Origin of the sequence: Leptotrichia sp. OH3620_COT-345, from assembly GCF_003932895.1 — a bacterium.
GTDB lineage: Bacteria > Fusobacteriota > Fusobacteriia > Fusobacteriales > Leptotrichiaceae > Pseudoleptotrichia.
Genome location: NZ_RQYW01000003.1, coordinates 92,772 through 118,013 on the forward strand (window position 1 = coordinate 92,772; position 25,242 = coordinate 118,013).

At 27.5% G+C, this 25,242-nt stretch carries 23 protein-coding genes and 1 riboswitch; of the genes, 3 read left to right on the plus strand and 20 right to left on the minus strand.

Annotated elements, in window-relative coordinates:
* Positions 1 to 22 precede the first annotated feature (22 nt).
* Positions 23 to 442 carry a biopolymer transporter ExbD gene (locus tag EII29_RS02785; RefSeq protein WP_125236028.1) on the minus strand — a complete coding sequence of 140 codons (420 nt, stop codon included), beginning with the start codon at positions 440 to 442 and terminating at the stop codon, positions 23 to 25.
* Positions 443 to 477: 35 nt separating this feature from the next.
* A complete protein-coding gene (locus EII29_RS02790) occupies positions 478 to 1,086 on the minus strand; it encodes a MotA/TolQ/ExbB proton channel family protein (RefSeq protein ID WP_233573234.1) in 609 nt (202 codons plus the stop codon).
* 550 nt (positions 1,087 to 1,636) lie between these two features.
* Between EII29_RS02790 and EII29_RS02795 the strand changes: the two genes are divergently transcribed.
* Positions 1,637 to 2,299, plus strand: a complete 663-nt coding sequence (locus EII29_RS02795; RefSeq protein WP_125236030.1) for a hemolysin III family protein — start codon at positions 1,637 to 1,639, stop codon at positions 2,297 to 2,299.
* A gap of 96 nt (positions 2,300 to 2,395) precedes the next feature.
* Here EII29_RS02795 and EII29_RS02800 read toward each other — a convergent pair whose 3' ends face one another.
* Both EII29_RS02800 and gpmI read right to left on the minus strand, forming a co-directional pair.
* Entirely contained in the window at positions 2,396 to 3,433 is a 1,038-nt protein-coding gene (locus EII29_RS02800; protein WP_158612449.1) for an Abi family protein, read from the minus strand.
* A gap of 149 nt (positions 3,434 to 3,582) precedes the next feature.
* Positions 3,583 to 5,124 carry a 2,3-bisphosphoglycerate-independent phosphoglycerate mutase gene (gene gpmI / locus EII29_RS02805; protein ID WP_125236032.1) on the minus strand — a complete coding sequence of 514 codons (1,542 nt, stop codon included), beginning with the start codon at positions 5,122 to 5,124 and terminating at the stop codon, positions 3,583 to 3,585.
* Between the two features lie 291 nt (positions 5,125 to 5,415).
* On the opposite strand from gpmI, the gene EII29_RS02810 reads away from it, so the two are divergent.
* Positions 5,416 to 5,955, plus strand: a complete 540-nt coding sequence (locus tag EII29_RS02810; RefSeq protein ID WP_125236033.1) for a hypothetical protein — start codon at positions 5,416 to 5,418, stop codon at positions 5,953 to 5,955.
* Between the two features lie 216 nt (positions 5,956 to 6,171).
* On the opposite strand, the gene EII29_RS12000 is transcribed toward EII29_RS02810, so the two are convergent.
* Together EII29_RS12000 and metE are read right to left on the minus strand one after the other, a co-directional pair.
* Entirely contained in the window at positions 6,172 to 6,315 is a 144-nt protein-coding gene (locus EII29_RS12000) for a hypothetical protein (RefSeq protein WP_158612450.1), read from the minus strand.
* A gap of 562 nt (positions 6,316 to 6,877) precedes the next feature.
* Positions 6,878 to 9,151: a 5-methyltetrahydropteroyltriglutamate--homocysteine S-methyltransferase gene (metE, locus tag EII29_RS02815; protein ID WP_125236034.1), complete on the minus strand. Its 2,274-nt coding sequence runs from the start codon at positions 9,149 to 9,151 to the stop codon at positions 6,878 to 6,880.
* A gap of 605 nt (positions 9,152 to 9,756) precedes the next feature.
* Here metE and EII29_RS02825 point away from each other — a divergent pair.
* Entirely contained in the window at positions 9,757 to 10,245 is a 489-nt protein-coding gene (locus tag EII29_RS02825) for a methylated-DNA--[protein]-cysteine S-methyltransferase (protein ID WP_125236035.1), read from the plus strand.
* A gap of 387 nt (positions 10,246 to 10,632) precedes the next feature.
* On the opposite strand, the gene EII29_RS02830 is transcribed toward EII29_RS02825, so the two are convergent.
* The 14 genes from EII29_RS02830 to EII29_RS02885 form a co-directional block, all read right to left on the minus strand.
* Entirely contained in the window at positions 10,633 to 13,803 is a 3,171-nt protein-coding gene (locus EII29_RS02830) for an exodeoxyribonuclease V subunit beta (RefSeq protein ID WP_233573235.1), read from the minus strand.
* Positions 13,787 to 16,561 carry a PD-(D/E)XK nuclease family protein gene (locus tag EII29_RS02835; protein ID WP_125236036.1) on the minus strand — a complete coding sequence of 925 codons (2,775 nt, stop codon included), beginning with the start codon at positions 16,559 to 16,561 and terminating at the stop codon, positions 13,787 to 13,789. Before EII29_RS02835 ends, EII29_RS02830 begins: the two co-directional genes overlap by 17 nt.
* Positions 16,562 to 16,693: 132 nt before the next feature.
* Positions 16,694 to 16,924, minus strand: coding sequence for a hypothetical protein (locus tag EII29_RS11935; protein WP_148096399.1), 231 nt, complete (start codon positions 16,922 to 16,924; stop codon positions 16,694 to 16,696).
* Positions 16,921 to 17,214, minus strand: coding sequence for a hypothetical protein (locus EII29_RS02840; protein ID WP_125236037.1), 294 nt, complete (start codon positions 17,212 to 17,214; stop codon positions 16,921 to 16,923). The genes EII29_RS11935 and EII29_RS02840 overlap by 4 nt, the downstream gene beginning before the upstream one ends.
* Positions 17,204 to 18,040: a hypothetical protein gene (locus EII29_RS02845; RefSeq protein ID WP_125236038.1), complete on the minus strand. Its 837-nt coding sequence runs from the start codon at positions 18,038 to 18,040 to the stop codon at positions 17,204 to 17,206. The genes EII29_RS02840 and EII29_RS02845 overlap by 11 nt, the downstream gene beginning before the upstream one ends.
* Positions 18,040 to 18,177, minus strand: a complete 138-nt coding sequence (locus EII29_RS12005) for a hypothetical protein (protein ID WP_158612451.1) — start codon at positions 18,175 to 18,177, stop codon at positions 18,040 to 18,042. The genes EII29_RS02845 and EII29_RS12005 overlap by 1 nt, the downstream gene beginning before the upstream one ends.
* Positions 18,178 to 18,533: 356 nt before the next feature.
* On the minus strand, positions 18,534 to 19,310 hold the full coding sequence (locus EII29_RS02850; RefSeq protein ID WP_125236039.1) for an ABC transporter ATP-binding protein: 777 nt from the start codon (positions 19,308 to 19,310) through the stop codon (positions 18,534 to 18,536).
* A 33-nt stretch (positions 19,311 to 19,343) separates the two neighbouring features.
* Positions 19,344 to 20,378: an ABC transporter substrate-binding protein gene (locus EII29_RS02855; RefSeq protein ID WP_125236040.1), complete on the minus strand. Its 1,035-nt coding sequence runs from the start codon at positions 20,376 to 20,378 to the stop codon at positions 19,344 to 19,346.
* 279 nt (positions 20,379 to 20,657) lie between these two features.
* Positions 20,658 to 21,356: an ABC transporter permease gene (locus EII29_RS02860; protein ID WP_125236133.1), complete on the minus strand. Its 699-nt coding sequence runs from the start codon at positions 21,354 to 21,356 to the stop codon at positions 20,658 to 20,660.
* Between the two features lie 40 nt (positions 21,357 to 21,396).
* Positions 21,397 to 21,705 carry a thiamine-binding protein gene (locus EII29_RS02865; RefSeq protein ID WP_199726008.1) on the minus strand — a complete coding sequence of 103 codons (309 nt, stop codon included), beginning with the start codon at positions 21,703 to 21,705 and terminating at the stop codon, positions 21,397 to 21,399.
* Positions 21,706 to 21,849: 144 nt separating this feature from the next.
* Positions 21,850 to 21,952, minus strand: a riboswitch (TPP riboswitch).
* 163 nt (positions 21,953 to 22,115) lie between these two features.
* Positions 22,116 to 22,670 (minus strand): D-sedoheptulose 7-phosphate isomerase, encoded by a 555-nt coding sequence (gene gmhA, locus EII29_RS02870; protein ID WP_199726009.1) that lies wholly within the window; start codon positions 22,668 to 22,670, stop codon positions 22,116 to 22,118.
* 71 nt (positions 22,671 to 22,741) lie between these two features.
* Positions 22,742 to 23,638, minus strand: coding sequence for a LysR family transcriptional regulator (locus tag EII29_RS02875; RefSeq protein WP_125236042.1), 897 nt, complete (start codon positions 23,636 to 23,638; stop codon positions 22,742 to 22,744).
* Between the two features lie 307 nt (positions 23,639 to 23,945).
* Positions 23,946 to 24,377, minus strand: coding sequence for a hypothetical protein (locus tag EII29_RS02880; protein ID WP_125236043.1), 432 nt, complete (start codon positions 24,375 to 24,377; stop codon positions 23,946 to 23,948).
* Positions 24,378 to 24,552: 175 nt separating this feature from the next.
* Positions 24,553 to 25,242, minus strand: a complete 690-nt coding sequence (locus EII29_RS02885) for a DUF6320 domain-containing protein (protein WP_125236044.1) — start codon at positions 25,240 to 25,242, stop codon at positions 24,553 to 24,555.

Here is a 25,242-nt window from a genome sequence, read left to right on the forward strand (position 1 = left end):
TCCGCATACTCTCCTTTCCTTTTTATTTATTATTTTTTTGTATATTGAGATTAATATTTTTCACGTTTTGATTTTTTAATCTCCCCATAATTCCGACTATTACACCATATTCAAGATGCTCGTCGGCTGTAAGTATTACATTCTCCAAAAGGTTAGGATTTATCCTTGAAAATTCTTCTTTTATATTTTCCACATTTATATTTTTTATATTGTTGTCCACTTTTAAAAAATAATTCTGATTTCTGTTTACTATAAGTTCAACTGCCGTTTCTTTCTTATTATTAAATTCTGTATCCGTTTTAGGTACTGTCATTTTAAATTGAGTGTATTTATTAAAGGTTGTTGTTATCATAAAAAATATTAACAACATAAATATGACATCTATTAAATTTAACATTGATATCTCGGCATTTCTTTTACTTCTTCTGTTTACAAACCTCATTTCCGCTCCGTTCCGTATATTTATAAATTTATGATTTATTTTCCATTATGGATATTCTGTAGCCTGTTCAGAAAGTGAAGGCACACTTTTTCCATCTCCAGAACTACATGATCTATCTTTTTATTAAAAAAATTATAAAATATCAGGAACGGTATTGCTACCATCAATCCGAACGCCGTAGTATACAATGCCTCTGAAATCCCTGAAGCCACTGCTCCTATATTCTCTACACCGCCCGTATTCAATGCTGAAAATGACATTATCATTCCTGTAACCGTTCCGAGCAACCCCAGCTGAGGTGCAGTATTTACAACTGCTCCCAATAACCACATTCCTTTTTCAAGTTTTATCGTCTGTTCCAGAATGTTTGCCGTTATAATTTCTTCAATGCACTGTTTATTAAGATGTTCTATTTCATCAAAATTTATATCTGAATTTTCTACCGTGTTTACTACAAGTTTTGAAATAGTATCATTTTTATTTTTACATAAATCAAGTATATCTTTCTTTTTTCCATTTTTTAAAACTCTATATAATTTTTCTTTATATTCTTCAGTGAAATTTTTTTCACTTGTTAAAAAAATAAATAATTTTTCAAGAATTACTGCAAAACCGCATATAGAAGCCAGAAGTATCACCCACATAAATATTCCTCCGGCATTGAAGTAATGTATCATTTTAATTTTCCTTTCAAACTAAAAATTATTTTGTTTATAAAATTATTTTAGTATATAAATTGATATTAGTCAAATTATTTTTGATAAAATTTTTTTAATATATATGTAAAATAATTTTTATATTTAAATTTCTAAATTTTTTCTATATTTTAAAATAATAATTTGATTAAAGAAAAATATATATGATTTAAGCTATGTAAACTGCATTAAATCGTTCATTCAGTTTTAAATTTGATTTCATTTTAAAATTTAAAATTTCTAAATAAATAGTGTAATAATTTTTTGAATGAATAATTTTATTTTCTAATCGTATATCTTTTTTAAATTTAATTTTTTTCATCTTTATTTGATAATCACGACATTTTAAATCAAATATTTCTTATTTTTATTTACTTTTATTGAATTGCTCACTTTATATACATATTTTTTTAGCTTTATTTAACTTTCACATCCTATTTGAAAAAAATATATAAATATAGTAAGATATAGTTAATCTTGTAACCTGAAAGGAATAAAAATGATAGATAATAAATCAATTAATAATACAGGACTTGAACATAATACTTCAGAAGGAGAAGAAATAGCAAATTTTGTAAGTCACACTGTAGGAGCAGGACTTTCAGTAATTGCATTTATTCTTTTAACGATAAGAGCGTCGTGGACAAGAGAATTAGCAGCCATAGTATCTTTTATGATATTCGGTATAGGGCTTATCGTCCTTTATACTATGTCATCAATCTATCACGGTCTGAAATCCGGAACTGCCAAAAGAATTTTTGAAATATTTGACCATTCCGCTATTTATATATTAATCGCGGCAACATACACACCTTTTCTCGTACTTGTGGTTAAATCAAAAACGGGAATAATGATTTTGTGGGCTCAATGGATTATATGTATTCTGGGTATTCTCTTTAAATCTTTTTTTACAGGAAAAATGAAAATGTTTTCCACGCTGCTTTATCTTTTTATGGGTTGGATGATAGTATTCGCCTTTAAAGAACTTAAGGATAATATAAATAGTGTTTCACTTATGTTTCTTATAAGCGGAGGAATTCTTTATTCCTTAGGAACTATTTTCTACACTTGGAAAATCTGTAAATTTAATCATATGATATGGCATATATTTGTTATTTTCGGAAGTGTTTCACACTTTTTTGCAGTGTGGTTTCTTGTGTAAATCTGTGTAAATAAAAAACAAATAAATAACCTGCTTTTAAAGTTTTCGTTACTTTAAGGCAGGTTTTTAGTCATGAAAATAGAGTTTTAAATACTCTTAATTACTATAAATAAGTTTGAATTTCTCAAAATCATCCTTAATTTTTAATATCTCTTCCCATTTTCTGGAAAACTTCATCTTCTGAACAATTTTTATAAATCTTTCTTTTCCTATGTTACAATAAAGAAAAGCCAGTGGAGAAGCTATCAGCTTTTTAAATAATTCATATTCTGATGGAGTCATAAAACCCATTAAGAGCAGTATTAAATCAAAAACACTATATTTAAACTTCAAATGATAAAAATCATGTATAACTGTAGTATTAATATTGTTATTGTAATATCTATGATTATATAACCTTTCATTGTGAGCACAAATATTTCTAAAACTGTTTATAAAAAATAGCATATTACTTAAAACTTCCGATGTTAATATGAAACTATTGTTATATTCGGGATAATTTTTTATAAAATTTGATTTCAAGTGCTTAGCTATTTTTGACTGAATATCTTTAGTACAATATTTAAAAAAGTGTGATATTGTTCCAAAATCTAACTGTGGCATTAATACCCACAAAGGAATTGCACTATAGTACTGTGAATAATGATTTATTCTTGTATTAGGAAGCTTTTTTTGATTATCAATTATTTTTTCCATTTTTTTAATTAACATTTCTATATTAGATTGCAGAAAACTATCAGTATAGTTAAAATTATTTTTATCCAAATAAGCATTATTATTCTCATAAAATTTTTCTGAAAAATAATAAATTATTTTAGCCTTTATATTGCTTTCAAACATAAATATAAACTTTAAAAATACATGTCTTAACTCAGAATCAAAATAATAAAGAAAATATAAATCTTTAAAAAAAGTATCTTTTTCATATCTTTCGTCAGGATCATTATTGTTTATTTTTTGATAATTAACATCTAAAAAAATTTCTTTATATCCGTTTACTAAAGTATAAAAATTTGTTTTTTCCAATACATCTATCGCAAAATTCTCGTCACTTTCACCATTAAACATTAAGTTTTTTCTTTTTAATCCCTCAAGCTGTTCAGAAATAGTTTTAAACTTTTTTTCTTCTCGCATAAAACCCCTCCCAATAAAAAGTTGACCCAGTATTGTCATGCAATACTGGGCTAGCATGGCAGCCCTCAGGCATCATGCATTCCACTTTAAATATAAAATACCATATAAATTCTAATTTGTCAATGTTTTTAGTATAGTTATTAAAATATTTATTTTACTATTAACGTTTCCCCGTCCATTTCGGCAGGTTTTTCCAATCCAAGTAAATCAAGCATTGTTGGTGCTATATCCGCTAATTTTCCATCATTTCTTAATTTTACATCTTTCATATCATTTGTAATGAATACGAACGGGACCGGATTTGCAGTGTGTGCAGTATAAGGAGCATTTGTCTCAGGATCAACAAGTAAATCCGCATTTCCATGATCTGCCGTTATTAAAACGGCTCCATCCATTTCCAATACTTTATGAACAATCTGCCCTGTACAATTATCCACTGTTTGACAGGCCGCTATTACTGCATCAACTATTCCCGTATGTCCTACCATATCAGGATTTGCAAAGTTCAATATTACAGTATCCACTCCTCCTTTGTCAAGTTCTTCAATAAGTCTGTCCTTTACTTTATAGGCACTCATTTCAGGTTTTAAATCATAAGTGGGAACTTTCGGCGAATCTGAAAGCAGTCTTATTTCTCCCGGATAAGGCTCTTCTACTCCTCCGTTGAAGAAAAATGTAACATGGGCATATTTTTCAGTTTCAGCCGTTCTTATTTGGACAAGTCCTGCTTTAGATACAATTTCTCCAAATCCGTTTACTATTTTTTGAGGAGGATAAGCTACAGGAACATCAAATGTCGAATCATACTGTGCCATACATACAAAATTCACTTTAGGATGAACTTTTCTCTCAAATCCTTCAAAATTTTCTTCAATTATTGATCTTGTCAGTTGTCTTGCCCTGTCAGGTCTGAAATTTGCAAATATTATTCCGTCACCATCTTTTATTATACCTATCGGGGCTCCCTCTCCTACTATTTTTGTAGGTTTTACAAATTCATCAGTTATTTCATCAGCATAAGAATTTTTTATAGCTTCATCTGAATTCGCTGCTAATTCTCCCTCACCTGAAAACAGTGTATTATAAGCAAGCTCCGTTCTGTCCCAGTTATTATCTCTGTCCATTGCATAATATCTTCCTACAACCGTCGCAAGTTTTCCTATTCCTATTTCTTTTAAGGCATTCTCCATTTGTGCAAGATATTCCGCACCTCCTTCAGGCGGTGTATCTCTTCCATCCATTAAAGCATGTATATAAACTTCTGTTAACCCTTTTTTCTTAGCCATATCTACTAATCCTATTATATGGTTAATATGAGAGTGTACTCCTCCATCTGACATCAATCCCATTATATGCAGCGCTTTTCCATTTTCTTTTGTCTTATTCATAATATCTGAAAGAGGTTTATTATCTAAAATCAATCCTTCTCTAATTTCCTTCGTAATTTTAGGTAATAACTGATATACAACTCTCCCCGCTCCTATATTTAAATGACCCACTTCGGAATTTCCGAACTGACCTTCAGGCAAACCTACAAATTCTCCATCTGCCCTTAATTCAGTATATGGATATTCTTTTTTGTATCTCTCAAAATTTACAGGATGTGCCATTCTTACGGCATCTATCTGTTCTGTGTGATGGTTCATTCCCCAACCGTCCAAAATTATTAAAACTACAGGTTTCTTCTTCATCTTTCTTTGTCCTTTCGGTTAATTATTTTATCTTCTATGAACATTATACCTGTTTTTTTTAAATTTATCAAGGAAGATTTTCATTTATTTCTCCCTTGATTTGCAACGGTTATTCATCTCTCATCATCTTAATTTTATAAAAGAAAACATTATTAATATTATTATAAAATCTTATTTTAAGATATTTTCAAAATGAACCCTTTTTATACAAAGGAAATTCTCATATAGTAATACCTGAAATATAATGAAAGAAACTGTATAATATATAAAAATTAAAGAAAGAGGTAAAAAATGAAAAAAATATTTATTCTACTATTAAGTGTATCTTTATTTATTGTAGGCTGTAGTAATGGAAATTCTCCTCAAACTCAATTTGAAAAAGTCATGAAACAGATAAAAGAAGGAAATACTCTGGAAGTAGAAAAATTAAACAATATTTTCAACTCAAATGATGCCGAACCTATGAAAGGCGGTTTTGAAAAAATAACTTATAAAATAAATGATGTTGAAGTAAAAGGAAACGCTGCTGTTATAAACACGACAATAACAGTACCTGACATAACTCCGTGGATGGACGAATATATAAAAGAAATGTCCCCTGCGATAGCTAAAGCTGAACAGGAAGGAAAATCACAGGCTGAAATTGATGCTGACATAAAAATTAAAGAAATGAAAGCGAAATTTTTTAAAGATAAATTCAAAAATGAAAAATTGACATATAAAGACAGGACAATAGAAGTTAATATGAAAAAAGAGGATGGTAAATGGGTTCTTGAAAAGGGAAATAATGATAATTTTGTTTATACCGTTGCCACTTTCGGACTCAGATAAGACTTTCTTTTGAAAATCATAAAGTGAATGAACATAATAAATTTTTTAATTTAATAATGTTAGTGAAGTATATTTTTTATTATTTGCAGCAGGAAAAGTTATAGAGAATAATTAATAAAGTTCTCTAAATATTCTTCCTGCTTTTTATATTACTCTATTAGTTGTTTTTATCTCTGCACTACATTATTAACTTGAATTAAAACAATTCCTACTACATCAGGTATCATTGGTAAATCCTAAAATTGTCATAACATTGACAATGACATCTATCAGTGATACAATATATATTATTGCTCCCGTTATTCTTGCAAGTTGAATTTTCCTTAGTTCAAAGTTACTTGATAATACATCCTTTACCATAGATATCAAAATCAAAAAATTTGAACTTAAATTTTCTAATTTTGAATTTTTCTACATATTTTTTAGGTCTTCATCATTTATATTTTAAGATTTAAAGCTATTATAATACTCTTTTTCCTTTTTTCCAAATTTTTCATAAACTCACCTTTTTAAATACCGATTTTTCTTACAATTTTTTCACTTTTATCTTCAATTAAATTTATATAATTTTCTATTTTATTTATTAAATTACTCCTTTCATAAAAATCTAAGCATACCTTTTTATATTTCACTGTATCTAACCACTATTAATCTTCAGAAATTTGAAAATATCTTCTAAGTTTTCAAAAATTTTGTATTTATACATCCTTTAAATTTTATTATAATTTTTTTAAAGTATTTTTACTTCATATCAATAAATAAATTAAATTCAATTTATTAATGATACATGTAATTAATTGTTAATTTTTAATTATAAACTCTACACATATTCTTACAAAACTAATTATAATATCTACATAGTTTTCCATACTTTAAACTAAAAATAAAAAAACCTGATTAAAACAGGTTTTTTTATTTAAAACTATTCTACTTTTTTTCTTAATATTTCTGCCGCTCTCACAAGATTTTTGAGACTTTTTACAGTTTCGTCGGTGCTTCTTGTCTTTAAACCGCAGTCGGGATTCACCCATAATTTTTCTCTATCTATTTTTTCGAGCATTATATTCAGTGATTTTAACATTTCATCTGTTGACGGTACTCTCGGAGAATGAATATCATACACTCCCGGACCGATTTCAGTTTCAAAATTATTTTCTTTGATAAAATCAATTATTGTAAGTTTTGATCTTGAAGCTTCAAAAGTTATTACATCTGCATCCATATTGTCAATATCTCTGATTATATCTTCAAATTGACTGTAGCACATATGAGTATGTATTTGAGTTTTCTCCTTTACTCCGCTGTGACAAAGTCTGAAGGACTTCAATGCCCAGTCAAGATATTCACTGTGCCAGTCTGATTTACGTAAAGGCAGTTTTTCTCTTAATGCCGCTTCATCAATTTGAATAATTCCAATCCCTGATTTTTGAAGCTCAAGAACTTCCTCTCTTATTGCAAGTCCTATCTGATAAGCCATTTCGCTTAATGAAATATCTTCTCTCGGAAATGACCAGTTAAGAATGGTTACAGGTCCTGTAAGCATACCTTTTACAGGCTTTTCCGTAATACTCTGAGCATAATTTGAGTAAAGTATCGTAATAGGATTCGTTCTTTTTATATCTCCGAAAATAATAGGGGGTTTTACACATCTCGTTCCGTAAGACTGAACCCATGCTTTACTTGTAAACACATATCCCGACAGATTTTCACCAAAAAACTCTACCATGTCGTTTCTTTCAAATTCTCCATGTACAAGTATATCCAAACCTATTTTTTCCTGAAGTTCAATACACTCTTTTATAAATTCAAATACTTTTTTATCATATTCTTCTCTTGTAATTTCACCTTTTCTGTAACTACTTCTGTTCAGCTTAACTTCTGTTGTTTGAGGAAAAGAACCTATTGTAGTTGTCGGGAAAAGGGGTATGCCTAATTCTTTTCTCTGTATTTTCTGTCTTTCACTTCTTTTTCCTTTTCTTATAAAGTCCTCTTCTTTCAGTTCTTTCACCCGATCGATTACAGATTTATCTTCCATGCTTCTTTTCGAATTTATTATTTCCTGATTCTGAATATATGCAGACTGTTTTTCATATTCTTTAAGTTCTCCAAGCTCGGACAGCTCTTTCAGTTCACTCAGTTTTTCTTCTCCAAAGGAAAAATATTTCAATATTTCTTCAGACAGTTCCGTTTCATTTTCTACTGTATAAGGAACGTGCAACAGTGAACACGATGTAGTAAGTACGATATTTCCTGTTTTTTGTTTTAATTTTTCTAATATTTTCAGTGCTTTTTTATAATCCGATTTCCAAATATTTTTTCCGTTTACAAGACCTGCAAATAAATATTTGTCTTCAGGAAAGCCATTATTTTCTACAAGTTTTAAAGTATATTTTCCCTCTGTAAAGTCAAGTCCTATACCATTAAATTCAAGTTTTACAATTTTTTCATAACAGTCTCTTATATCTCCGAAATAAGTTTGAAGCAGTACTTTTACATTTCCTTTATTTTTTAATATTTCAGTATAAATTTTTTCAAACAGCTTTACATCTTCTTCTGTCTGATCTTTCACAATCTGGGGTTCATCTATCTGGATCCATTTTATATTTCTTTTGCTGCATTCCCTTATCAGTTCAATATACACACTGATAATGTCGTCAATATATTCGCTTTTCTCTTTCTTCCCTGTTACGACTGCAAGATTTAAAAAAGTAAAAGGTCCTATAACTGACAGATGAGTTTCCACTCCTAATTTCAATGCTTCTTCATATTCCCCAAAAAGTTTATCTCCGTTCAGTTTAAACTGAGTATTGTCCTCAAGCTCAGGAACTATATAATGATAATTTGTATTATACCATTTTCTCATGGAAAGAGCTTTTACATCACCTTTCTCTCCCTGATACCCTCTTGCCATTGCAAAATAAGTATCCAATTCATCCAAACCAAGATTTTTATACTGTTCGGGAACGGCACCGAGCATTACCAGAGTGTCCAAAACTTGGTCATAAAACGAAAATGTATTGCTGGGAATATAATTAATCCCTTCTTCTTTCTGTTTTTTCCATTGCTTATTTTTTACCTCATCGGAAACTTTTACAAGTTCCTCTTTTGTTTGCTCTTTTTTCCAGTATTTTTCTATAGCAAATTTTAATTCTCTGTTCTTCCCTATTCTGGGATATCCGACAATAGCTGTTTTCATAATAATTATCTCCTCATATTTTACTGTACACATATTATAAAGAAATATTTTCTTTTTATAATATTTAAAAAATCAATTCGATATACTTTAAAGCCATATTAAAACAATTTTAACAAATAAAATTTTTAACTGCCATTTATTAAACTTTCAGCTGTTCAAATTTTATTTTATATACTTTTTTAATACTTCCATATGTATTTCTCCGAAATGACTTAAAGTCATATTTTTTGAGTTATAACTCTCTTTCTCACATATTTACTCACAGCAAGAGGTTTTGCAATAATATTTTTTTCGTTCAGTTCTTCACTTAATTATACCTGTACTTACAGTATATCCGTTTAATCCGATTGCCAAATTGGATAAAGTTGCCCTGTCTCTTACTTTTATATTTTTATCTCTATCAAAGGTACTTAATATTTCTTCTGAAAACTAAGAAGCTCTTTTGCCGCCTAACTTATCGTTCTCTTTTTTGACTACTGTTACCGTATATCTTAACTGTTGTAATATCCTTTTAAAATTTATGTACATTTTTTTATAATTATACTATAATAGTTATATAAATTATATAATTTTTTTTGCAAAAACAGAAAGCAAGGAGGCTCTTTATGAAATTCGTTTATTTTTATGATACCGGAACTGAAGAACTTGGAACATTGGGAATTGCATCAAACGAAAAAGAAATTACAAATCTCTTTTTTAAATATGATGTGGAAAATATAAAAAATGACCCTTCTTTTCAGTTAAAAGAAACACCTGTAATCAAAAAAGCCGCAACTCAGCTTTTTGAATATCTTAGCGGAAAAAGAAAGGATTTTGATATTCCACTTTTGAAAAATGGGACTGATTTTCAGGTGTCTGTCTGGAATGAACTTATAAAAATTCCTTACGGGGAAACACGTTCTTATAAAGATATCGCCATCGCCATAAATAATGAAAAAGCTGTGAGAGCAGTAGGAATGGCAAATAATAAAAACAAAATTTCGATTTTTATTCCCTGTCACCGTGTAATCGGTTCAGACAAAAAACTCGTAGGATATGGTGGAGGGATTGATATAAAAAAATTCCTGCTGGATTTAGAAGAAAAAAACAAATAATTTGGATAGTTTTTACAAAAGTTTTTTTAATAAGTTCTCGAAATTTATGACTTATATTTTAACTGTAGCAATTTTTTATAGGCATAGTCCCAAAATAAGAAATAAATAATAAATCTACTGAAAATATTAACAGAAACACTAAAAATATTGAAAATAAATTAGAGACAAAAATTTTTAAAATATATTTGTCATCTATGTGTCATTTTTTATTTATAAACTTTTTCCGCAGATTATTTTCAATTTATTAAATAATTTTTAGAGATTATAAAGAAATGAAAAATAAAAAACAGAAAATAATAGAAATTTATTGAAGAAAACTTTTTTTCATATTTTTTTAATTATTTTCTGCTTTTTCATTATTTTCTGGATTTATTATTTTTCGGAATTTTACACTTCCAAAATTTTTGTAAAAATTTCATACTTCCCTTCAGTTTTTTCAGTTAATATATTTTTATATTCTTTGAGTTGCTCTATATATTTTTCATTTTTTTCAGGCTCAAATCCTGTTTTATAATCATATATAAATATACGTTTCTCATTTTCATCAATATTTATCCTATCAATAATTCTTTTATTATTTTCCTTATCATATATTTCAAATTCAGTATATATTTTATATTTTTTACTATAAAGTTCTTTATTTTTAAATATAAATTTTTCCATTCTTTCAAGAAGTTCCGTTAATATTTTTTTTCCAAGCATATTTCCGTATCTGCTCAAAAATACTGATTTTGCAATTTTCATGTCAGCTTCAGGATTATTTATCACATGTTCAAAATAATAGTGCATTGCAAGACCTTTTTTTCTTCTGAATTCTCCATCAAGGTCAGTTTCATATTTAGTAACAGGTATTTTTAATATATTATCTGAAAAATAAGTCATTATTCCGTCTAAGTTATTTTCCTGATTATCTATCATTTTATTCTCAGTTTTCTCACTTTCACTAATTTTGCCAATAAAATATTTAAAATTTTCTCCATAAATTTCTAACAGCCTTTTTACAAGATTGTCTTTAAAACCTTCTTTAGTTTTAACTGCTTCAAAAAACAGCATTAGATTTTTCTTCGCCCTTGTTAATGCCACATAGTCATTATTAATACTTTCCATTTTCTCTTTTTTCCTGTTTTTCTCCCTTATTTGCGAATATTCTCCATTAATAAGAACTTTATCATATTTAGGCAGTGTAATCAGAAATTTTTCCACTTTTTCAAACTTTTCGTCATAATCAAAATAAACCGACAAATTATCGTCTTTGAGCTGTCTTCCTGTTTCGTGCTTATAGTAAATTACCGTGTCAAATTCCAAACCTTTTGATTTATGAATAGACATAAGATTTAAAGTATCATTGTCTTCACTGCTCAGCTGTTTTACTTTTTCCCTTTTATTTTCAATATCATTTATAAATTCAAACAAATCATCATACTTTTTCAGAATATTAAAAAATTTAAAAATATTTTTTATATCACTGTTTGTAGAATAAAAATTTATAGCTTCAAATTCTTCTATAAGTCCTTTTGAAAAATTTTCTTTTAAATATCCGCTATTGAGACTTTCAGATAATCCTTTTAATTTTTTCACTTTAAACAATACTTCTGAAAAAATCCGATTATTTCTTGTCATTTCATTTATATGTACATAATTCGACAGACCTTCTTTTCCTTTATTTTCTTTACTCACAAAATCTTCAAACTTTTCACTGCTCTTTTCTTTTATATATTTTTCTATTTCATATCTATTTTCAAGAAAGTATTTTACATGACTGTTAAGACATCCTATTAAGTCAGACCTCATAAATTCAAGAAAATATATAAAGTTATCAAATATAAAAAATTTTATCAGTTTATACAAGGGGAAAATTGCTTTATGTTCTAAAATAGATGAATTACTGTTCATCGTATAAGGTATATTTTCTTCATTCAGTCTTTGGGCAATTTCATTAAGATGACGATTCTTTCTACATATTATACATGCTCTTCCGAGATTTTTTATTTTTCCGTCTTTAATCATACGAATTATCTCTTCAAAGGCAAATTCAGGTTTTTCTTCTTCTTTTGTATACTTGATTTTTCTTTCCTGTAAATAATAACTGAAATATCCTTTCTGATATTCTTCATCACTTCTGTATTTTACAGGAGTGTAAATCCATTCATTGTTATAGTTTTCAAATATCTTATTTATATTTTCAATAATTTCCCTATAACTTCTATAAGATTTATCAAGATTTTCAACTTTTCCTTCAATAAAAACATCCAATTTTTCAAAAAGCTCCTTTTCTCCCCCTCTCCAGTTGTATATACTTTGTTTCTCATCTCCTACACATACTATATTTTCGACACTGTTAAGAAGCAACTTTAATATTTTCCATTGAAGTATACTTGTATCTTGAAATTCATCAACCATTATAATATTTGCATTTCCTCCTATTAGTTCAAAAAAGTCTTCTGTCATTTTTTCATTTTTTACAAATCCCAAATCTTTATTAAATATAAATTTATATGTATAAGTAGAAATGTCAGTGTGAGTAAATCTCTTTGAAGAAAACTTCATTTGTTCAGCTATATTATATATAATATCGGCAATCTCGGTAATTTTATTATGAAGAGGAAGTATTCCGTTTATAAAAATATACTCTGAAAAATTTTTGAGAAATTGTTCTTGACATTCTTTTATTTCTTCTAATATAGCCGTAACTTCTTTTCCTTTTATTTTATTTCCGTTCCATATTTTCCCCTTAAAAAATTCTTCCTGATTTTCCAGTAATATTTCTTTTTTTTCTTTTATATTTTCTGTTTTATTATTGAAAAATTTTTTATTTATTTCTTCAAATTTCTCATATATTTCTTTAAAGGTTCCGTTAATAAATTCTTTTACATTTCCGTTCTTAATTTCTGCTGTTGATTTTATCATATTAAATATATTTTCAATATCACCTACAAACCTGTCATTTGATTTTTTATCAGTTTCAGTTTTAAAATCTCCTGCCAAAATAAATTTTTCATGTATATTTATCACACCTTTTATAAATTCAATATATGTACTTATATTTTTACTATCCCTTTTTTCTTCAAATATAAATTTCATTTTCTGAAAATAGTCATCATTATTCAACATTCTTATTAAAATATCTTCATAAAACTCTTCTTCTTCTTCATCTAATGTTTCATAATTGTAAATTCCGAAAAAAGGAGCTATAGTATTTTTAAATATTTTGTTTGTAAATCCGTCTATTGTATAAATACGTACTTCATCTTTATTTTTTATCATTTCAAAATATATATTCCGAAGTTCTTCCTTATTTATATCTTCTTTAGAAAATCCGTATATTTCTTTTAAATTATTTTCCAAATTTTCCCAGTTATATTTTTCAAAAGCAATCTGATATAAAAAATCATAAATCCTCTCTTTTATTTCAGCAGTAGCTTTTTTCGTAAATGTCATTACAATAATATTTCTGTAATTTATTTTTTTTACAAGCCCTGCAATATATTCAAGGGAAAGTCTGTACGTTTTTCCTGTTCCCGCACTGGCTTTCAGAATCGTTTTACTCATTCTGTCCATCCAGTTCCTCCTCTCTTCTGCATATATCCTTATATTTCCGATAAAAATAACTGTCTTTCCTGTTTCCTAAATTACAATATTCTGTTTCATAATATTCCTTTACAGCCTGTCTTATATCTTTTTCTGTAAGTATTTCTTCAGGTTTCCTATTTTCATCAGTAGTTATTTCTCCATTCCATGTATTTACTATCCATTTTCTTATTTTGTTATTTTCTTTTTCTGGCAGCATTTCCGAATAGTAATCCAGCTGGTTAAAAGTTCTTTTTTCATTTTCATTACTGTCTTTTCCTGATTTATAATCCACAAGTATTTCTTTATTGTCGGTCTGTATATGTAAATCGACTACACCGTTTATATAGGCATTTCGGTATATCTCTTTTTCAGTTTTCATTTTTATTTTTTCTTCTGAGTAAATTTTAACATTTCCCTTTAGACTAAGCTCCTCTGCCAGTTCTTTTAAAAATTTTTTTGCAGATTTTATTATTTCCTGAAAAGATATTTTTTTATAAAAGGCCATATATTCTTTGGGCATTTTATATTCAAAAGAAGCCAATATATCATTCAAAGTATTTTCTATTTTCTTATCGTTTATGATAAAATTTCCATTTTCCAGTGCTTCTTTATTTTCCATAACTACTTTTTCATACAGCAAATGAATTATATTACCGAATACTAACGGATCTATTTTATCTTCTATTTTTTCAAGCTCATATTCATTTATCATCTTTTCAACATAAAATCCGTATTCAAAATCTCTCAGTTTTTCAAAATCATAAAATCCGAGACTTAAATTTTCCGACAACAGTTTTTCTTTGTTTTTTTCAAGTTTTGATTTTTGAAATTTTCCGATTTCCTTTTTTGACCAGAATCCATCTTCTTTTGTAAAGTACATTTTTATAAATTCCAATTCATCTTTTTCGGATATTTCATTTTTTGAAAGCTCTAAAAAATATTTTAGCCTTATTTCTTCCACAACTCCTGCCGAATCTTTATTTTCATCAATATTTTTTATATATGATAAATAAATATTTTTCGCCGACAGAATATTCTGATAAAATTTAAAAATTTCTATTCGCTTTTCATCATCGCTTACAGGTAGTCCCATTTTCACCCTTTGAGTTTTTGAAAATAAATAATTATTTACATTTATCTCGGGAAAAGTGTCCTGTAAATTCAAAAACATAATACTTTCCTTTGAAGTTTCGGAAATTGAAGAAAAATTGTTTATAGTAACTTTTCTTTCTTCCTCTTGTTCGTCTATTTTTTCCAAGTCCAAGCTTATCGCCTTTTTATCCAGATATTTCAGAAACAGTTTCAACAATCCCGCTGATACATTCTGCCCGAAAAATCCACTCCATAAATTATCAAAACTTAAATCTTCAAGAATCATCATTTCGGATAATGCTTCAAAATATTTATCCCTTGTTTTTACTTCTTTTTCCTTGCTTTCAATAAAAATTTCCTCTAAAAATTTATTATATTCAGTTAATGTTTTATATAAATATACACATTCCAGCTTTTCCAAAAACTTAACGAAACTTTCAGTTTCATTTTTACTATTACGATATTCACCTTTGTTTTCTCGGCTATCATTATCTAATTCTGAAAGTTTTTCTCTTGAAATATATTTATAATCACTTGCAATAAGTTCCTGAAGCAGCCTGTAACATTTCTCCAATTTGAATACATTTAAAAATTCCCTTAATTTAAAAGCATTATAAAATTCTTTCATTTTAAAAAGAAATATTTTTTCTCCGTTTTTTTTCGGAATAACTTTAACGCTTTCAAAAATATTATAAATTAAATTCAATATTTTATAAATTTTAGTTTTTTTCATTGTTATTTCAAAGTTATATGTTATTTTATTCTGATTTAAAAGGAAGTAGTCTTCTTCATTATCCATACTTTCATTCTGTGCATCATATATTTTGCATAATATCTCTTTTTCCCTGTTGTTTTTTAAGTTGTTATGAAGTTTTTGCGTAACTCCGAGTAACTGTGCAAATTTATTTTCATATTCATAAAGTTCAATATTTACATCGTATTTTTTTTTAAATATTGCCATATCAGGTAAAGCAAATGTATCTTTTATTTGCAGTTTTACCCTGTCAAACTGATTTTTATCAAGTTGAAGAATATTTACAATTTCAACGCCTTTTTTTTCAATGATGTCAAAAAGCTCCTTTTCAAAAGGAGTAATTTTTACTTTATTTATAAAACATATTTTTTCATATTTTTTTATGAAATTTTCAGATATATTTTCAGTATTTCTTAACATATATGGTAGAATAAGCCCTTTTTCATCTGACTTTATCTTAATTTCATCATTTATTTTCAATAAAGTTCCGAATATTTTTTCTTGCCATTTTTCTATCTGAATTTTTTCATAATCTATTTTGTATTCCTGTAACTCCGAAAAAAGTCCATAAAAATTATAAGCAATATCTATTACATCATAGTAACTTTTTATTTTCAATTCTTTTTTTACCTTATCAGTTAATGAATTATAAAATAAAACTACTTGCTTTTCTTCTTTTAAAACTATTTTATCAGTCTGAAAAAGTTTTTCATAAAAATCATAAAGGTTCATCATTTTAAAATTATGAAAAATATTTTCTCCATTTTTTAAATATTCTCTTTTTATTTCAAAAAACGAAGATGAATTTTCAAATACATATAAAACATTTTTATTTTGATCAAATTTTTCAAATAATATTTTTTTTAAATCTGATCCGAGTCCCAAATATTCTATATTCATCAGTTTTTCTCCTTTTATTTCTTTTCTGATGAATATTATACCATAAAAACGAAATTTTATTTAAAGAATAATATTATTATAATAAATTGTATAAATATTCAAATTTTTATGACTTTTCGTTATTTCATTTTTTTATTCAAAAAACGTACTAAAATGCATATACATATAATACCATACAATATAGTGAATCATATCCATTTTAAAAAAAACGGAACATATATTTACAGTAAGAAGCAATCTTAAAATTATGAAAACCGAATATTCCGTATCTCGAGGTATACCGTTTTTAAACTTAAAATACAGTAAACAAAAATACAATATTAATGTTATGTAAAATGATACCGTCGCCAATGTTTTTTTCATAATAAACCCCTTGTAATTGTAAAAACTAATAATGTAATAAAAGTTGAAATTATACCTCTGATCAGGCACTTCTTTAAACTCATTTTTCCGAACAGTCCGTATATCCCGAAAAATATAATATAAAGCCAAAACATAGTTTTCATTTTATCCAAATAATTCTTAAAAGTTAAAAATTTAAAAAGTGTGTCCACAAATATTGCAAAATATACCATATACAAAAGACCGCCGTATTCCTCTATTATTATTTTTTTTATTTTATTCATTAAAACTGTCTTTTCTTTACATCCCATTATAAGGCCCCCAATCCGGAGTTTTTTTTCTGTTATTGTACCAATTCGGATTTCCTGCAGAATATGTTACTTTTTCATCCTTTTCATCAGTATAATTTCCTCCATTAGTGTATCTGTACAGTAATTTCTGTGCTTTTATTATTTTTTCAGTCTCTTTCTCTTTTCCCGAAGCTTTTATTGCTTTTTTTAAAAAATCCTGCTGCTCCTTAGGCCAGTTTTCATAAGATTTAGTAAATAATAATTTTTCAGTTTTAGAATAATTATCAAAATTATCTTCATTATATATTTTCTTTGCTCCTTCATAAAAAGCATAGGCTATATATTTTTTTTGATACCATCGGGCCGTTTTTGCAGCTTCTATCCCTCTTTCTTTTTCCTTACCTAAAGCTAAAATTAAGGCTGCTCTGCCATTTGACCCGATATTTCTAAATTCTTTAAGCTTACTTACCTCATCTATAGCAAATATCGTCCCGGCTACAAGAGGAGAAATTTTAATTGCAACGGCTTTTGATACTCCTTTTTTCAATAAATAATTTAACACTATTGCTGTTATTGCACTTGAAGTCGCTCCTTTTCCAATATTGTTTTTTATAAATCCCTTAAGAGAATTATCATTATCCAACATCATTGTCGCTTCAATTGAATCTCTATAGTTAGTACCTGTCCAGTCATAGTCTTTGCCTACTTTTTCAACAATTTCATTATCAGAAAGCCCTTTATATAACCCATCCTTTATTTCATATATAGTATCAACTTTGGAATAATCGCGAAATTTATTATTTGAACCGTAAAATTTATCATTAATCTCTATATTCGGATTACTCATCAGTGTATTTGGAGTATTGTCCTTACTTTTTTTATTTTGCTTTCTCTTTTAGTTCCGTTTATTTCTACTTTATTTTTTTTAGTGTATAAAATTTCAAGTTTTTCAAAAGCTTTACTTTTTTCTTTTATTTCAGTCATAATCATTCTCCTTTTTTATTATTTTTTATTAATGACCACTCGCTATTTGATATAAATTTTATGACAATCTATTTTATATGAATATTTTACAATATATAATTAAAATTTGTCAAATTTCTTTCATAATATAGTCAAAATAAATATTCATAGACCTTTAAAACCAAAAAAGAATAAAAAAATATTATAAAATAAAAAAACAGACAGTTAAAGCTGAAAGATTTCTTTATTTTCTTTATTTCTGCCTGTAAATAATTTATTTTTTATTCAATAAAATTACTATTTTAAAATTAAACTGAAAATATTATATAATATATTTTAGTGAATAAAAATCCTATCAAAATATAAAAAAAACATTCTTATTTCAAATAACTTAATATTTTCCTTTTATAATTTAAAAATTTCTCTGATAATTGTATTTCTTCATTATTTCCTTCTCTGTCCATTTCAATTCCGATTTCAGCCGTTATTTCCCCCGGACTTCCCGACAGTATATAAATTCTGTCTGAAAGCAGTATCGCCTCATCTATATCGTGAGTTATAAACAATGTGGACATTTTTATTTCTTTCATTATATCAAGATACCACATATGCATTTTATGTTTTGTTATAGCATCCAACGCACTGAAAGGTTCATCAAGAAGTGCCACTTCATTAGAAAACATATATGTCCTGAGAAGGGCTGCCCTCTGTTTCATTCCTCCTGAAAGCTGACCCGGATATTTTTTTTCAGTTCCTTCGAGTCCAAACTGTGTAAAATAATCCCTCGCCTTTTCCCTTGCCGTTTTTTTACTTTCACCTTTTATTACAAGGGGAAGTGACACATTATCAATAACTGTTTTGAAAGGCAGTAATAAATCTTTCTGAAGCATATAACTTATATTCCCTGATTTTCCCGTTATATCTTTATCGTTCATTTCCACTGTTCCTTTATTTGGAAGCAGCAGTCCTGCAATAACATTGAATAAAGTTGTTTTCCCTACTCCGCTTAATCCTAAAATACATACAAGTTCATTTTCATAAAGCCTGACAGAAATATTTTCAATGACTTTTTTATCTTCGAATTGTACGGAAACATTTTTTGTTTCCAGTTTTATACAGGATTTTTCCTTTTTATTTTTAATTAATATACTCATCTATACTGCCTTTCATTTTATATTTCACATTTTTTATTTTAAGTATTCGTTCGAAAATCCGTATCCTTTAGGAATTTCTTTTTTTACAAGTTGATTTTTAAACAACCACTCATAAAACATATCCCAACGTGTCGGATTTATAATTCCCCACTCGGATACTTCAGCTTTATACTGAGTTGCCAACCACTTCTGACTTGCTATTGCAAGTTCAGGTTTCAGTTCGGGAGCATTTTTTACTAATATTTTAGCTGCTTCTTCAGGATTTACAATTGCATATTCATATCCTTTTTTTATTGCCTTTAAAACTTTTTTTGCTTCTTCAGGATTCTTTTTCAAATATTCATTATTTGCAATAATAACAGGACTGTAATAATCAAGCTCCTTACCGTAGTCGGAAAATTTCAGAAAATTCGTTTTAAGTCCTGCAAGTTCTGTCGCTATACCGTCCCATGCATAATATACCCATACAGCGTCAATATCTGTTTTCAATGCAGTGATAACATCCGTAACCGTATTCGGTATCATTTTTATTTTTTCATAATTTCCTCCATCATCAGTTACTACTTTTTTAATTATTGCCTTTTCTATTTCATCATCCCAAGTGGCATATTTATGATTTTCCATTTTTTTAGGACTGTCTATACCTTTATCTTTTAATGATATTATACCTGAAGTATTATGCTGTATTATAACTGCCACTGCAGTTACAGGAACAGGTGCGTCCGTAGCGAAAGATTTCGCCAGTGTATCCTGAAAACTTATCCCGAACTGAGCTCCTCCGGCTCCTATAAGTGCTGTCGTACTCCCTTCAGGCGGTTGCACTATTTCAACATTTTCAAGACCTTCTTCTTTAAAATATCCAAGTTCCTTTGCTACAAATAACCCTGTATGATTTGTATTTGGGGTCCAGTCAAGAACTATACTTATTTTCGGGGAAGGTGTTTCCGTTGTTATTTTTTCAGTTCCTTCCGCTTTTTTTTCTCCACTTTCTTTATTTCCGGAATTTCCACATGCCACAATAAGAATAAGTAAAGAACTTAAAAACAAAGTTTTTAGAAATTTTTTCATTTTTGTTCATCTCCTTTATATAATTAAAAGTAATTTTATTAAATAGTTTAATATTTTCAATAAATAAAACATATTTTTATTTTTGCTTTGATTTAATTTAAAAATAATTTTTCAGTTATAATACAGCATGTATTTTTTAAAATTATCGGTTATTGTTTTTATTAATTTCATAAAAACAGTATTGTATATAAAATTTATGATTTTGAACTGTTTTTCCAAATTTAATGAAACAAACTTCGCTTTCAATTAAAAACTATATACTAATTTATAATCAAAAAACTATTTTTCCCACGGCATAATTTTTTTCTGTATTTTTCTCACAAGATACATTAAAAATAAGCTTATTGCAGATATGAAAAATATTACTGCAAACATTTTATCAAAAGAATAAGACTTTCTTACTCTTGTCATATACACTCCCAGTCCGTCAAATCCTCCAAGCCACTCAGCAACCACTGCTCCTATGACAGAATAAGATACTGAAACTCTGAGTCCTGCAAAAAAGTATCCTATAGAACTCGGTAACTTTATATGGATAAAATTTTGAAACGATGTTGCTCCCATTGTTTTAAGAAGATTTAAAGCATCTCTGTCAGCAGACTTGAATCCGTCAAGCAATCCGACAGTTATAGGAAAAAAAGATGTAATAATTATTAATGTTATCTTAGGCAACATTCCATAACCGAGCCATAAAACAAGAAGAGGGGCTATCGCGACCGTAGGAATTGTCTGGGTTATAATAAGAACAGGATAAATTGCTTTATATGCAAAGTTAAATCTGTCCATCATAATTGCCGTAACAAAACCCAGAAGAATACCCAGACCTAATCCGAGAAAAGCTTCAGAAAGTGTAAAAACTGTATGATGCATAAGAAGCTTAAAATCTGAAATAAATGCCTTTACTACATCCAAAGGTGAGGGAAGCATAAATTTCGGAACAATTCCGGTCATTGAAAGTATTTGCCATAAAATAAGCATAAAAGCTATTACTACAAAGGGAGCTGTCTTATCGACAGTTTTATTCAGAATGTTTCGAGATTTTCTCCTCAATAGTCAATACATCTCCTTTCGGTCTATAAATTACTTTTATATGAGACATAACTCCCGGAGCCCCTGCTTTTACAGCTATAATCTGACACTGTTTCACTATTTCCATTAATTCTTCATATCGCCCTTCTACTGTAGTTTCAAAAGGGCCTACAAGAGTTTTCAGATTTTTACTTTTAATAAAGGCTATAACTTCATCTATAATTCTTATTGCCTCATCCCTTTCATACACACTTGGTGTCACTTGTATTGCAATACTTGCATTTATTTCATTTGACATTAAAAAATCCTCCTTTAAGTTTTGACAAAAGGAGGTATTTTAATATTTATTTTTACAATTATATTTACATATTATTTATCCGGAGTTTTTCCTGATATTCTTTATGGACAATATTATTATTTTTTCCTATTTTCTTGTAAAAATTTAATTATTAAATATACTCCCTTCGTCGGCATTATCCGAATCAGGTTTAACGGGTTAAGTTAAAATAACTACTCTCAGCAATATAGCTCCCCGGTATTTTAATTTTCGGTTGTATAATTTAGTATATATTTATTTTGGTCATCTGTCAAATTTATATTTTTATTATTTTATAGTATAACGGATTTACAGTATTTTCAAGTTATACTAACTGTATTTAAAATTTATTCAACAAAAATTTTTCATAATTTTCAAAATTTCTTTACTATTTAATAATTTTCAGGAAATAGTATTCTTTCTACACCCTCTATAATTATATGAAGTATCATCATATGAACTTCCTGTATTCTGTCGGATGTTTCACCCGGAATGATAAATTCATAATCACACATCCCTTTCATTTTTCCACCGTCTTTTCCTAAAAGTCCTACCGTTTTAAGTCCTTTTTCCTTAGCGGTTTTTACAGCTTCGATTATATTTCCTGAATTACCTGATGTAGATATTCCAAAAAAGAAATCTCCTGTCTGTCCGAAAGCTTCCACACCTTTAGCAAATATAAAATTAAAACCGTAATCATTTCCTACACATGTAATATGGGAAGAATCGCTTATACTTATAGACGGCAAAGCTCTTCTATCTTTTCTGAATCTTCCTGTAAATTCTTCTGCAAAGTGCATTGCATCACAGTTACTTCCTCCATTTCCTGCTATAAGTGATTTATTCCCGTTTTTATATGCTTCAGCCAATTCTTCGGAAATTTTTACAGTTTTCTCAATATTTTCACTATTTTCAACAAACTGTTTTACAGTTTCATACGCTGTCATATATGAATTTTTGATATGCTCATTTAACAAAATTATCACCTCATTGTATTTTTTTAATTAGTTTATATGTTTTATTTTATTTTCTTTTCAGTGAACAATGTTCTGTTTATTTTATAGTTCTGTAAAAATTCCACAAATTTTGTAATTCCTTCTTTATCTTCGTTTTCCCTTACAAATACTATCTGAAATTTATCTTCAGATTTTTCAAAACTGTGAATTACTTTTAATGTTCCTTTTGTTATTTCTTCATAAACACTATAATATGGTAACACTGCAAATCCCAGTCCGTTTTTCACGAGATTTTTCATTGTTTCTATACTTCCATTTATAGTTATTCTCTTATCTAAATTAAATCCTATTATTTTTTCAAATAAATCAAGATATTTATTTGTAAGTACTGTGTCTCTTTTAAGTAAAGGCAGTTCCATCAGCTCTTTATAGTCTTTGATATCATTTCCCGCTATTACTACAAAAGGATACTCTTCAGTTTCAATGACTTTTATTTCCTTATCTTCAATAAAGTATTCCTCCATTAAAGCAACATCTACCGTTCCTTCTTTTAAATGTTTTACAAGAGATTCCCTATTTTTTATATATAAATCAAATTCTATTTCAGGATTGTTTTTTCTAAATTCTATCATTATACGAGGTAAAACGGGTTCTCCTATGTTATGTGTGGCTCCGATAGAAATCTTTCCTTTTTTATACTGAAGTATTTTTTTCATTTCATTTTCCATTCTTGAAATCTTTTCAAAAACATCCTGAGACATTTTAAAAAGTTCTTTTCCTGCAAATGTAAGTTTGAAATTTTTGGAATTTCTTTCTATCAGTTGTAATCCTAGTGTATATTCCAGTTTTTTTATCTGTATGGATACTGCAGATTGACTTATATATAATTTTTTTGCAGCTTTTGTAAAACTTTTCTCATTACACGCTTCAAAAAATATTTTTAAGTGATGTATGTCCATCTTAAATTTTCTCCAATCATATATTTTATTTATATTATTATATAATATTTATAATCATTTGTCCAGTATATTTTTAAAGGGACTTTTATTTATACTTCCTAATAAATCTTTTCATATAAACTTTATATAATTTTAAAAATATATATTTACAATCCTTATAAAACACAGTAAATACAACTATTCATTCTAAAAAATTTTTAAATCAAAAGAATATCCCAATTTCTAAAATATAGACTTTGGGATATTCTTTCTTTATAGTCATTAACTAAACAGCTATGTCCAAATTATTCCAGGTTATATATCCTAACTAATTTAACGTTATTTCAGTAAAAATAAAATTTTTATTTTTCTTGTCAAAAAAGTATTTATATGTTTTTCCTGTTTCCACTTTCACATCAGTTTTTACAGGACCATAAGTTTTCGTTACCCTTTTATAAATAATTCCGGGTCTTGTCTGTGAATACATTGCTTCAATAATATGATTTCCGGGAAGAAGATAAATTCCTCCTTTTCTTCCTTCATAAAATGTTACGGGGGTCTGACCGTCTACATTTTTTATATATAATCCCGAATTCTCCATAAACGACTTACTTTCCACAAATATTTTGGAAGCAGAAGGATTTTCCAAAAGCCACTTTTGCGTATTTTCTTTTTTACGTTTCATAAAAATAAATATTCCTACATAATATACCAGGCAAAAAATTATTATTCCTGCAACATAAATTTTTATAAAATCCATTTCATATCCTCCTTTTTGTTTTTTAATTTATATATAATTTGGACACTGTTTAATAATTTATAAATTTTACTATGTTAATTAATTTTCTATTATAATACTTTATTATTTATTAAAGGTCAATATTTATTTTATTTTTTCATTAATTTAATTATTTCCGTTGAACAGCAATTAAAATTTACAAATGAAGCCTTTTTTTAAATTCATCCTTGTATGCCTTATAAGTATAACGAAGCATTACATTCAATACAAATAAAGGTATTGAAGCCCAAATAGACCATGAAAATTTATTACTTATTATAAATTCAAGAATAAGTAGAAATATTCCCACAAAAAACAGGAAAAAATTCATAATTTTTATTTTATCAGATTTATGTTTATCCCATACAAATGAAAATATAAATCCGATAAAACAATAGGTTCCTACAATGGGAATACCCATTTTCAAACTCCATGAAAAATTTTTATTTCCGTAATCCAATATTAAAAAATAAACTGTCAGGCCTGTAAATATAAAAAAAAGATTTTGTCTCATTGTATGTGAATTAAGTAGCACAAATAAAAATAAATCAAAAATCATAATGGACGGTATAGCATAATATCCCCATTTCAGTTCTCCGTATACAATTATATTCTGAAAAAAGACTTCAAGCATTGATATTACTGATATTGTAAAAAAAGACAAAAATACCGCCTTTTTTACTTTTTTTATTTTCAATTCATATAAGTTTATATTAATTACAGGATATTCATAGTTATAAACTGTATTTACCTTTTCTCCATCTCGGATTTTCATAACAGGAGTTTCACAAAGCGGGCATTTTTCTAGACTGTCATCCAGTTCAACCCCGCATTTTACACAATACAT

Coding starts and splice junctions, on each gene's coding strand:
- EII29_RS02785 (WP_125236028.1), bottom strand. CDS start 442: ATGAGGTTTGTAAACAGAAGAAGTAAAAGAAATGCCGAGATATCAATG.
- EII29_RS02790 (WP_233573234.1), bottom strand. CDS start 1,086: ATGTGGGTGATACTTCTGGCTTCTATATGCGGTTTTGCAGTAATTCTT.
- EII29_RS02795 (WP_125236030.1), top strand. CDS start 1,637: ATGATAGATAATAAATCAATTAATAATACAGGACTTGAACATAATACT.
- EII29_RS02800 (WP_158612449.1), bottom strand. CDS start 3,433: ATGCGAGAAGAAAAAAAGTTTAAAACTATTTCTGAACAGCTTGAGGGA.
- gpmI (WP_125236032.1), bottom strand. CDS start 5,124: ATGAAGAAGAAACCTGTAGTTTTAATAATTTTGGACGGTTGGGGAATG.
- EII29_RS02810 (WP_125236033.1), top strand. CDS start 5,416: ATGAAAAAAATATTTATTCTACTATTAAGTGTATCTTTATTTATTGTA.
- EII29_RS12000 (WP_158612450.1), bottom strand. CDS start 6,315: ATGGTAAAGGATGTATTATCAAGTAACTTTGAACTAAGGAAAATTCAA.
- metE (WP_125236034.1), bottom strand. CDS start 9,151: ATGAAAACAGCTATTGTCGGATATCCCAGAATAGGGAAGAACAGAGAA.
- EII29_RS02825 (WP_125236035.1), top strand. CDS start 9,757: ATGAAATTCGTTTATTTTTATGATACCGGAACTGAAGAACTTGGAACA.
- EII29_RS02830 (WP_233573235.1), bottom strand. CDS start 13,803: ATGGACAGAATGAGTAAAACGATTCTGAAAGCCAGTGCGGGAACAGGA.
- EII29_RS02835 (WP_125236036.1), bottom strand. CDS start 16,561: ATGAATATAGAATATTTGGGACTCGGATCAGATTTAAAAAAAATATTA.
- EII29_RS11935 (WP_148096399.1), bottom strand. CDS start 16,924: ATGAAAAAAACATTGGCGACGGTATCATTTTACATAACATTAATATTG.
- EII29_RS02840 (WP_125236037.1), bottom strand. CDS start 17,214: ATGGGATGTAAAGAAAAGACAGTTTTAATGAATAAAATAAAAAAAATA.
- EII29_RS02845 (WP_125236038.1), bottom strand. CDS start 18,040: ATGAGTAATCCGAATATAGAGATTAATGATAAATTTTACGGTTCAAAT.
- EII29_RS12005 (WP_158612451.1), bottom strand. CDS start 18,177: ATGACTGAAATAAAAGAAAAAAGTAAAGCTTTTGAAAAACTTGAAATT.
- EII29_RS02850 (WP_125236039.1), bottom strand. CDS start 19,310: ATGAGTATATTAATTAAAAATAAAAAGGAAAAATCCTGTATAAAACTG.
- EII29_RS02855 (WP_125236040.1), bottom strand. CDS start 20,378: ATGAAAAAATTTCTAAAAACTTTGTTTTTAAGTTCTTTACTTATTCTT.
- EII29_RS02860 (WP_125236133.1), bottom strand. CDS start 21,356: ATGCTTATTTTATGGCAAATACTTTCAATGACCGGAATTGTTCCGAAA.
- EII29_RS02865 (WP_199726008.1), bottom strand. CDS start 21,705: ATGTCAAATGAAATAAATGCAAGTATTGCAATACAAGTGACACCAAGT.
- gmhA (WP_199726009.1), bottom strand. CDS start 22,670: ATGACAGCGTATGAAACTGTAAAACAGTTTGTTGAAAATAGTGAAAAT.
- EII29_RS02875 (WP_125236042.1), bottom strand. CDS start 23,638: ATGGACATACATCACTTAAAAATATTTTTTGAAGCGTGTAATGAGAAA.
- EII29_RS02880 (WP_125236043.1), bottom strand. CDS start 24,377: ATGGATTTTATAAAAATTTATGTTGCAGGAATAATAATTTTTTGCCTG.
- EII29_RS02885 (WP_125236044.1), bottom strand. CDS start 25,242: ATGTATTGTGTAAAATGCGGGGTTGAACTGGATGACAGTCTAGAAAAA.